General features: G+C 45.2%; 11 protein-coding genes. All 11 read left to right on the forward strand.

Features of this window, described 5'->3' with window-relative positions:
* A partial coding sequence (locus VN379_RS22390) for a DRTGG domain-containing protein (protein WP_325538018.1) occupies positions 1-411 on the forward strand: 411 nt, incomplete at its 5' end.
* Positions 408-836 (forward strand): anti-sigma regulatory factor, encoded by a 429-nt coding sequence (locus tag VN379_RS22395; protein ID WP_325538020.1) that lies wholly within the window; start codon positions 408-410, stop codon positions 834-836. The genes VN379_RS22390 and VN379_RS22395, both read left to right, overlap by 4 nt.
* 56 nt (positions 837-892) lie before the next feature.
* Positions 893-2,218 carry a [Fe-Fe] hydrogenase large subunit C-terminal domain-containing protein gene (locus tag VN379_RS22400; RefSeq protein ID WP_325538022.1) on the forward strand — a complete coding sequence of 442 codons (1,326 nt, stop codon included), beginning with the start codon at positions 893-895 and terminating at the stop codon, positions 2,216-2,218.
* Between the two features lie 45 nt (positions 2,219-2,263).
* Complete coding sequence (locus VN379_RS22405) at positions 2,264-2,605, forward strand: DRTGG domain-containing protein (RefSeq protein ID WP_325538024.1); 342 nt, start codon at positions 2,264-2,266, stop codon at positions 2,603-2,605.
* Entirely contained in the window at positions 2,602-3,345 is a 744-nt protein-coding gene (locus tag VN379_RS22410) for a PHP domain-containing protein (protein WP_325538026.1), read from the forward strand. The genes VN379_RS22405 and VN379_RS22410 overlap by 4 nt, the downstream gene beginning before the upstream one ends.
* A 62-nt stretch (positions 3,346-3,407) precedes the next feature.
* On the forward strand, positions 3,408-3,917 hold the full coding sequence (gene nuoE / locus VN379_RS22415; protein ID WP_325538028.1) for an NADH-quinone oxidoreductase subunit NuoE: 510 nt from the start codon (positions 3,408-3,410) through the stop codon (positions 3,915-3,917).
* 11 nt (positions 3,918-3,928) lie between these two features.
* Positions 3,929-4,483, forward strand: coding sequence for an ATP-binding protein (locus VN379_RS22420; RefSeq protein ID WP_325538030.1), 555 nt, complete (start codon positions 3,929-3,931; stop codon positions 4,481-4,483).
* A complete protein-coding gene (locus tag VN379_RS22425; RefSeq protein ID WP_325538032.1) occupies positions 4,480-4,845 on the forward strand; it encodes a (2Fe-2S) ferredoxin domain-containing protein in 366 nt (121 codons plus the stop codon). The genes VN379_RS22420 and VN379_RS22425 overlap by 4 nt, the downstream gene beginning before the upstream one ends.
* 35 nt (positions 4,846-4,880) lie before the next feature.
* Positions 4,881-6,671 carry an NADH-quinone oxidoreductase subunit NuoF gene (gene nuoF, locus VN379_RS22430; protein ID WP_325538034.1) on the forward strand — a complete coding sequence of 597 codons (1,791 nt, stop codon included), beginning with the start codon at positions 4,881-4,883 and terminating at the stop codon, positions 6,669-6,671.
* 67 nt (positions 6,672-6,738) lie between these two features.
* Complete coding sequence (locus VN379_RS22435; RefSeq protein ID WP_325538036.1) at positions 6,739-8,466, forward strand: NADH-dependent [FeFe] hydrogenase, group A6; 1,728 nt, start codon at positions 6,739-6,741, stop codon at positions 8,464-8,466.
* Positions 8,467-8,648: 182 nt separating this feature from the next.
* Positions 8,649-9,287, forward strand: a complete 639-nt coding sequence (locus tag VN379_RS22440) for a redox-sensing transcriptional repressor Rex (RefSeq protein WP_325538038.1) — start codon at positions 8,649-8,651, stop codon at positions 9,285-9,287.
* The last annotated feature ends 57 nt before the right edge of the window (positions 9,288-9,344 follow it).

The following is a 9,344-nucleotide window of genomic DNA, read 5'->3' on the forward strand; positions in this document are numbered from 1 at the left end:
ATTGTGAAATTTCGCACAAACATTTTTCTTAGAGGGAGGCAGCCTAAAGTGAAACTGGCCGAAATACAAAAGGTTCTGGAGGCCGAGGTGCTTTGCGGAATGGAATGGCTTGACCGGGATGCAAAAAGCGCTTGCGGCTCAGACCTAATGAGTGATGTCTTGGCCTTTACAAAGGAACGTACTATCTTACTGACCGGGCTGACCAACATTCAGGTTATTCGTACCGCTGAAATGAGTGATTTGGCTGCAATAATATTTGTCCGCGGCAAACGTCCGGGGCCGGAGGTCATTGTGCTGGCCAGGGAAATGGGGATACCACTGCTGCTGACTGCCCGGCAAATGTATGAAGCCTGTGGCATGCTGTACAAAGATGGACTGGCAGGATCATCGCCAAAGGAGGATGCCCTTTGACGCACGAACAAGGCATTACGCTGGAATTTGCATTGATAGGGGCTGATTTTAACAGTGCTGGAGAGGCTTCAAGCAAAATTAAGCGTACTCTGCAGCAGCTTGGTATTCGTCCTGATATTATCAGGCGAATTGCTATTAGTGCGTACGAAGCTGAAATGAATGTTATTATTCATGCATATCGAGGCACGATTAGGGCTGATATTCATGCTGATCGCACAGAGGTGATTGTGACCGACGAAGGCCCGGGGATTCCGGATCTTGAACTAGCAATGCAAGAAGGTTTTTCAACGGCACCTGACTATATTAGAGAGATGGGGTTTGGTGCAGGCATGGGTCTGCCCAATATGGCCCGCAGTACAGATAAATTTGACATCAAAACTGAGATCGGAATAGGAACCCAACTGAGTATGATTACCTTTCACTAATCCTAAGTCTGGATTGTGAGATTTAATACTATATGTATAGTTTGGTGGTGAAAGTAGTGGCAGAACGATATCATTCTGTTCGCTTAGTGGATGAAAAGTGTCAGGGATGCGTAATTTGCACTAAACGCTGCCCTACTGAAGCTATCCGCATCAGAGGTGGTAAGGCTCAAATAACATCTTCGCGGTGTATTGACTGTGGCGAATGTATTCGCCATTGTCCAGGGCACGCCAAGACGGCAGTAACCGATGAAATTACTGACCTGAAGAAATACAAATATAATATTGCGCTCCCCGCACCCAGTCTCTATGGTCAGTTTAACATTGATATTCCTGTCAGGGCTATTCTATCAGGTTTGTTAAAGCTGGGTTTTAACGAGGTATTTGAAGTTGCTCACGGGGCCGAGATTGTATCACTTGCTATCAGAGACTATTTAAAACGTACCGATATCGTCCGGCCCGCTATCTCCTCAGCCTGTCCGGCAGTTGTCCGGCTTATTCAGGTAAGGTTTCCTGAACTTATTGACCATCTGGCGCCGTTTGATGCCCCGGTTGAGGTTGCCGCACGGCTGGCACGGGCTGAGGCGGAGGCATTGCCTGGCCTTATGCCGGAGGATATTGGGATATGGTTTATCACGCCGTGTCCGGCGAAGATGACGGCAGTATATCAGCCGCTTGGGGCAGAAAAATCTGATATTACCGGCGCCATTGCAATTAGTAAAATTTATCCTGATTTATTAAAAGTAGTAACCGCCGAGATTCAAGATGCCAGACGGCAAGCATCCTGGGTTGGTGTCGGATGGGCAATTCCAGGTGGTGAGACTACCGCTGTTGGTGCAAATAATGTCTTGGTGGTACATGATATCCATCAGGTTGCGAATATATTGGAACAAGTTGCTTTAGGAAAACTCAAAGACGTTGACTATATCGAGGTGCTGGCTTGTGCCGGCGGTTGTATCGGCGGTGCTTTAACTGTTGAAAACCGGCATGTTGCAGAGCACCGGATGAAACAACGGATAGCAAAGAAAAAAGTTGAGGATCCCAAGTTTGGCAGATTACCGCGTACCGACTACTCTGAGTTTGAGCTAGGGGTAGCAGGACGCCGCGCAATAGAGCCTAAACCAGTTTTACGCCTTGATGCTGATATTACCAAGGCTATGACCAAAATAGAGTTTATGGACAGAACCCTAAAAAGTCTGCCAGGATTAGATTGTGGCTCATGCGGTTCGCCGAATTGCAAAGCTTTGGCTGAAGACATTGCTCAGGGGCTAGCCAGTATGACTGACTGCGTATTTATCTTGCGTAAAAAGGTACGGGATTTGGCTTATGAAATGGTTGATCTGGCTGATAAGTTACCACCGCCGCTTGATAAAAACCAAGAGTAGAGTAATGAAACAAAAAGATAAATTCGATGTTAGGAGGATTTAGTTATGACTGTTGAAGAATTAATTACAGCATTGCCCCTGGCAGTCGTGTCAGGCCAGTCCAGACTTGGTAATGAAATTAGCGGCGGTTATGTGTCAGATTTACTGAGCAATGTTATGGGGCAGGCCCGTGCCGGTAACATCTGGGTTACAATGCAGGGACATCAAAATATTGTAGCTGTCGCATCACTGGCCGGCCTTACTGCGGTTATAATTGCCGGAGGTGTTGTCCCTGAAAAAGATGCTTTACGCAAAGCCGAAACAGAAGAGATTATCATCCTTACTACGTCGCTTTCGTCTTTTGAGGTAGCTGGAAGGTTATATCAACTGGGTATTACCGGGGAATGATGCGTCAGTTTGTGGCTGATCTTCATGTACATACTCTATTATCACCCTGTGCGGCTGTCGAAATGACTCCTCGCAATATAGTGTGGCATGCGGTAGAACATAAGATTGACATAATTGCTATTACTGACCATAATGCCTGCGATAATATTCCTGCTGCATTGGAAGCAGCTAAAGGTACTGATGTTACTATATTGCTTGGAATGGAAGTTGAAAGTAAAGAGGAAGTTCACTTAATTACCTTATTTGATAAGATGCGTCAGTTGAAAGAGTGGGAACATTTTGTTCAGAATCATATGTCTGGTCGGCTCAATGATGTGGCGCGGTTTGGTGCGCAGTTTATCGTAGATGCTGAGGATAATCTTATTGCAGAAAAACCTGAACTCTTACTAACTTCCCTTACTGCAGGTATTGCAGAAATTTCTGAACAGGTAAAACGCCTGGGTGGAATATGTATTGCCAGTCACATCGACAGGCCTATATACAGTATTATCTCGCAACTGGGTTTTATCCCGCCTGATGTTGAGTTGGCAGCTGTCGAAGTATCAAGGCACATGAGTGTGGAAAATGCACCTATGCGTATTCCTGCTATTGGCGACCTGCCTGTAATAACTGCCTCGGATGCTCATGTAATGGAGGACTTTATAAATGGTCCTAAAACTACCTTTTACTTTGAGCAGCCAACACTAGGAGAAATCCGGCAGGCATTATTATCTCAAAATTTGCGAAAGGTGGTGGTTTAAGCCACTGTTAAATAACTAGCTTTATAAGTAGTATCAGGATTTTTTCATAAGGAGGATGTAACATGAACAGTGACAAGGAAAATAAATGCTGCTGCTGTGGCGGCGGTGAAGCAGGCAAACTAGCCCTTGACCAACTGGATGCAATACTTGCAAAATATCAGGGGGTTAAAGGGGCTCTTATTCCGGTTCTCCAGGAAGCACAACATGCTTACGGCTATCTGCCCAAAGAAATTATTCAGTGTATTGCTGAGAAGATGGCGATTCCGGTTAGTCAGATTTATGGTGTAGTAACTTTTTATTCCCAATTTCACCTCAATCCCAGAGGTAAGAATATTGTCCGCGTTTGTCAGGGCACTGCTTGTCATGTACGTGGCGCCAAAGCAATTCTCAATATGCTGGAAGACAATCTAAAAATAAAAGCCGGCGGCACTACTCCTGATCTTAAGTTCACCTTAGAAACAGTGGCTTGTATAGGGGCTTGCGGGTTAGCCCCAGTACTAATGGTCAATGATGATACCCATGGCCGGTTAACTCCTGAAATTATACCTGAAATCCTGGCTAAGTACGCCTAAGAGGAACTGATATGCGCGAACTATCACTTCATATCCTGGATTTGGTGCAGAACTCGCTGGAAGCCGGGGCAATGATTGTAAAGCTTGAGATTGTAGAAGATTTAGCTGCAGATGTTATGCTTATCCGAGTTGCTGATAACGGACGGGGTATGGATGAGAAGCTTCGCCAATTGGTAATTGACCCCTTTGTTACTACCCGGATTACTCGGCGCATCGGGCTAGGCTTGCCATTAATGGACATGTCTAGTAAACGCTGTGACGGATATTTAAAAATTGATTCTACACCAGGTCAAGGAACGATAATTCAGGCTAAGTATCGTCATAGTCATTTGGACCGGCCGCCATTAGGCAACATGGTAGAAACAATTAAGACAATACTTGTTGCTAACCCAACATTGGATTTTTTATATCATCATACTGTCAATGACAGAACTTTTACTGTTTCTTCCCGGGAGATAGCTGACATTTTGGATGGTGCTTCGCTAACTCAACCAGAGATTCTGATCTGGTTACATGAATATTTGTCAGATAATATAGCTAATTTGTACGGAGGTGTCGAAGAGTGAAAACAATAGAGGATTTAAAACGCCTACGGGAACAGCTTAAGACCAAAAACACTGTGCGCCATGAAGGTGGAACACAAATCATCGTAGGGATGGGAACTTGTGGTATTGCTGCCGGGGCTCGTCAAGTTATGACTGCTATTTTAGATGAGATTGCCAAGCAGAATCTTCAGACTGTCAAGATAAGCCAGACTGGTTGTATCGGCATGTGTGAGAAAGAAGTTCTTGTGGATGTTGTTCGTCCTAATGAGCCGCGGATAACTTATGGTAGAGTTACGGCTGCCGACATCCCCAAGATTATCACCGAGCATGTTGTTAACGGCCGGATCGTAGCAGAGCTTGCTATCGGCAAATTCACTGAATAAGTATATAACTTTGGTAATTAACGGGAGGGGATAGTATGGAACATATAAGAGCACATGTGCTCATTTGCGCCGGAACTGGCTGCGTGTCTTCAGGCTCGAAGAAGGTTGAAGCTGCATTCCAGGCAGAACTGGTCGCAAAAGGCTTAGATAAAGAGGTTAAAATTATAGAAACCGGCTGCCATGGCTTCTGCGAAATGGGTCCGCTGGTCATTATTTATCCTGAAGGAACATTCTATGTTCGGGTCCAGGAATCTGATGTGGCTGAACTTGTGGAAAACCACCTTTTCAAAGGTCGCATTGTGGAACGGCTGTTATATAAAGAACCGATTACTCATGAAAAGATTCCTAGCTATAATGATATTGTTTTCTATAAGAAACAAATGCGATATGTTTTGGCTAATTGCGGGCATATTGACCCTGAAGATATTAACGAATATATTGCCGAGGGCGGTTATGAAGGTCTTGGCAAGGTGCTCACTGAAATGCAGCCTGCAGATGTTGTGGCTGAAGTCAAGAAATCCGGTCTCAGAGGCCGTGGGGGCGGTGGTTTCCCGACAGGCATGAAGTGGGAATTCACCCGTAATGCTCCAGGAACTAAAAAATATGTAGTCTGTAATGCTGACGAAGGTGACCCGGGCGCATTCATGGATCGTAGTGTGCTTGAAGGCGACCCTCATCGCGTGATTGAAGGCATGGCTGTCTGTGGTTATGCTATTGGGGCCGACGAAGGTTATTTATATGTTCGTGCCGAGTATCCGCTTGCTATTAAACGCCTTAAAATTGCCATCAAGCAAGCCGAAGAATTGGGCTTATTAGGTGAGAATATCTTGGGCTCAGGCTTTAATTTTAAACTTAAAATTAAAGAAGGCGCCGGCGCTTTTGTGTGCGGTGAAGAAACCGCCTTGCTCGCATCAATTGAAGGCAAGCGCGGCATGCCGCGTCCACGTCCGCCGTTTCCGGCTATTTCCGGTCTGTGGGGCAAGCCTACCAATATCAATAATGTAGAAACCTTTGGCAATGTGCCGCACATTATTACAAAAGGTGCTGACTGGTATGCCTCAATTGGTACCGAGCGCAGCAAAGGCACCAAAGTATTTGCCCTTACCGGTCGTATTAATAATACCGGTCTGGCTGAAGTTCCCATGGGGATCAAAATGCGTGAAATTATTTACGAAATTGGTGGCGGCATACCAAACGGTAAAAAGTTTAAGGCTGTGCAAATCGGTGGCCCGTCCGGCGGTTGTCTGCCTGAACATATGCTTGATCTGCCGGTAGACTATGACTCTCTCATTCAGGCTGGTGCTATGATGGGATCCGGCGGTCTGGTTGTTATGGACGAAACCACATGTATGGTTGATGTTGCTAAATTCTTCCTCAACTTCACCCAATCGGAGTCCTGTGGTAAGTGTACGCCTTGCCGTGAAGGCACTAAGCGTATGCTTGAGATTCTTACCCGTATTACCGACGGTTTAGGACGCCCTGGTGATATTGCCCTGCTTGAATCTATGGCTAAAAATATCAAGACGACTGCATTATGCGGGCTTGGACAGACAGCTCCCAATCCGGTTCTTTCAACCTTGCGGTATTTCCGCGATGAATATGAAGCCCATATCAATGACAAACGTTGTCCGGCCGGCGCCTGCAGCAATCTGCTGCAATATAGTATTACCGACACTTGTAAAGGTTGCGGTCTGTGCAAAAAGGTATGTCCGGTTGAAGCCATTAGTGGTGAGGTTAAAGCTCTACACGAAATTGATTTGGTCAAATGTATCAAGTGTGGTGCTTGCTTTGGCAAGTGTCCGTTCAAATCAATCGTTAAAGCCTAAAATTCTGCCTTACTGGTGATTTTCTAATGATATAGATAACGTTTGGAAAAGAGAGGGTGACACGACGATGGAAATGGTTAATATAACAATCGATGAGCAGAAGGTAGCTGTACCTAAAACATCGACTATCTTGGAAGCAGCAATCTCGCTCGGAATAAAAGTTCCGACTTTGTGCTATCATCCTGAACTGCGTGTAGAAGGGGCCTGCCGGGTGTGTATGGTGGAAGTGGAAGGTGCCCGCAGTTTGGTAGCGTCTTGTGTATATCCTGTAAATGAGGGTATGGTTGTCCGCACAAATACTGCAAATGTACGGGAAGCCCGTAAAATGGTAGTTGAGCTCTTATTGGCCAACCATCCCACTGACTGCTTGTCATGTCAACGTAACTTAAACTGCGAACTGCAAAATATTTCTGCTGACCTTGGTGTCAGGGAAATCCGGTTTGATGGCGAAAAGAAAAACTATCCACTTGATGATAAGAATCCTTCATTGGTTCGCGATCAAAGCAAATGCATTTTGTGCGGTCGCTGTATCCGTGCTTGTAGTGAACGTCAAGGGGTACACGTCTATAGTTTTGCCAACCGCGGTTTTAACACCACAGTTGTTCCCGCTTTTAACCTTGGTTTAGACGAAGTAGCGTGCACATACTGTGGCCAATGTGCGGCAGTATGCCCGACCGGTGCTATTGTTGAAAAAGATGATACAGAAAAAGTTTGGCAAGCCATCAGCGATCCGTCAAAACATGTAATCGTTCAGACCGCTCCGGCTGTACGGGTAGCATTAGGTGAAGCGCTGGATCTGCCGCATGGTACAATAGTTACCGGCAAAATGGTGGCAGCTTTGAAACGGTTAGGATTTAATAAAGTTTTTGACACCGATTTTTCGGCTGACCTTACTATCTGGGAAGAGGGCTCAGAGTTTATTGACAGGCTGAGCAATGGCGGGAAACTGCCGATGATTACCTCTTGCAGCCCTGGTTGGGTTAACTTCATTGAATTAAAATATCCGGACCTGTTAGATCATCTGTCATCTGCTAAATCACCGCAGCAGATGTTTGGTGCGCTGGCCAAGACCTACTATGCGGAAAAAGCTGGTATTGATCCTAAGGATATTGTGTCAGTATCCATCATGCCATGTACTGCAAAAAAAGCGGAAGCGGCCCGCCCGGAGATGAATTCCAGCGGTTATCAGGATGTTGACTATGTCCTGACAACCCGTGAATTGTCCAGGATGATCCGTGAGGCTGGCTTAACATTTGGCAATTTGGAAGAAGCCGAGTTTGACTCTCCCCTTGGAATCAGCTCAGGTGCCGGCGTAATCTTTGGTGCAACCGGTGGTGTAATGGAAGCCGCCCTCCGGACGGTTGTCAAACTGGTCACCGGCAATGAACTTGAGAATATCGAGTTCCATGCTGTTCGCGGTATGACTGGCATTAAAGAGGCCGAAGTGCCTGTAAAAGAAGGTTTAACAGCTAAGGTTGCTGTAGCTCATACCTTAGCTAACGCCCGTGTGCTTTTAGATAAAATTCGCGCCGGCGAGGCTGATTATCATTTTATTGAAATAATGGCCTGCCCTGGAGGGTGCGCCGGTGGTGGTGGACAGCCGATTATTACTTCGGCGGAACACCGGCAAAAACGTATTGATGCGATCTATGAATGTGATACGTGCTCCACACTGCGGAAGTCGCATGATAACCCGGCAATTGCCGAACTGTATGAAAACTGGCTGGGTAAACCGCTGGGTGAAAAGTCGCACCATCTATTGCATACTCACTATCATCCACAAAAGAAATGCTAAAACTCTTAAGGGATGTCCGCTGGACATCCCTTTTTACTTGCTTTATGGCATAATTATTTGGGAAATGTGAAAATTAAAAGACTTAGCAGGAATTTACAGGTATGAGTGAGAATAAATTACAAATGATATAGGAACATAAGCTGCTAATATAAGCGCTGACTACTGCTAGGGAGAGTTGTTTCATGAAAGAACATAAAGAGAATGCTGTAATCTCTAAAGCAACAATTGATAGGCTGCCCCTTTATTTCCGTACCCTTAAACTAAGTCAGGAAGAAGGTATTGAAATTATATCCTCTGATGAGTTGGGACGGAAAATTGGAGTTACACCGGAACAAATACGCAAAGATTTATCTGCTTTCGGTGAGTTTGGGAAAAAAGGTGTTGGCTATTATGTGCGCGAGCTTATGCGTAATATAGGCGAAATTCTCGGACTTAACCGAAAATGGAATATTGCGATTGCTGGTGTGGGGCACTTAGGCTGGGCCTTAGCCAATTATGCTAATTTTTCACCTCAGGGATTTCAACTTCAGGCTATTTTTGATATTGACACAGACAAAATTGGGCGGTATATCAATGAAATCGAGATTTTCGATATTGGAAGAATGCCGGAAATAATTGCTGCCAGGGAAATTCAAATCGGGATAATAACTGTACCGGCGGAATACGCTCAGGATATCGCTACACGCTATATTGAGGCTGGTATTAAAGGGATCTGGAACTTTGCCCCCATAAAATTAGATGTGCCTGCCACTGTTCATGTGGTAAGCGAAGACTTGTCGATAGGCCTAAGTAGTATGTCATACTATCTTTCGCGCCAATAATGACAAAAAACTACAAAAAAAATAAAAAAAAGGTTTAATGTAGCAGGAGTTTTATTT

The organism is Sporomusa sp., from assembly GCF_035561255.1.
Taxonomy (GTDB): domain Bacteria; phylum Bacillota; class Negativicutes; order Sporomusales; family Sporomusaceae; genus Sporomusa.

Excerpts from the sequence above, each read along its gene's own strand:
- nuoF (WP_325538034.1), top strand. The coding sequence starts at position 4,881 with ATGGAACATATAAGAGCACATGTGCTCATTTGCGCCGGAACTGGCTGC.
- nuoE (WP_325538028.1), top strand. The coding sequence starts at position 3,408 with ATGAACAGTGACAAGGAAAATAAATGCTGCTGCTGTGGCGGCGGTGAA.
- VN379_RS22405 (WP_325538024.1), top strand. The coding sequence starts at position 2,264 with ATGACTGTTGAAGAATTAATTACAGCATTGCCCCTGGCAGTCGTGTCA.
- VN379_RS22420 (WP_325538030.1), top strand. The coding sequence starts at position 3,929 with ATGCGCGAACTATCACTTCATATCCTGGATTTGGTGCAGAACTCGCTG.
- VN379_RS22435 (WP_325538036.1), top strand. The coding sequence starts at position 6,739 with ATGGAAATGGTTAATATAACAATCGATGAGCAGAAGGTAGCTGTACCT.
- VN379_RS22410 (WP_325538026.1), top strand. The coding sequence starts at position 2,602 with ATGATGCGTCAGTTTGTGGCTGATCTTCATGTACATACTCTATTATCA.
- VN379_RS22440 (WP_325538038.1), top strand. The coding sequence starts at position 8,649 with ATGAAAGAACATAAAGAGAATGCTGTAATCTCTAAAGCAACAATTGAT.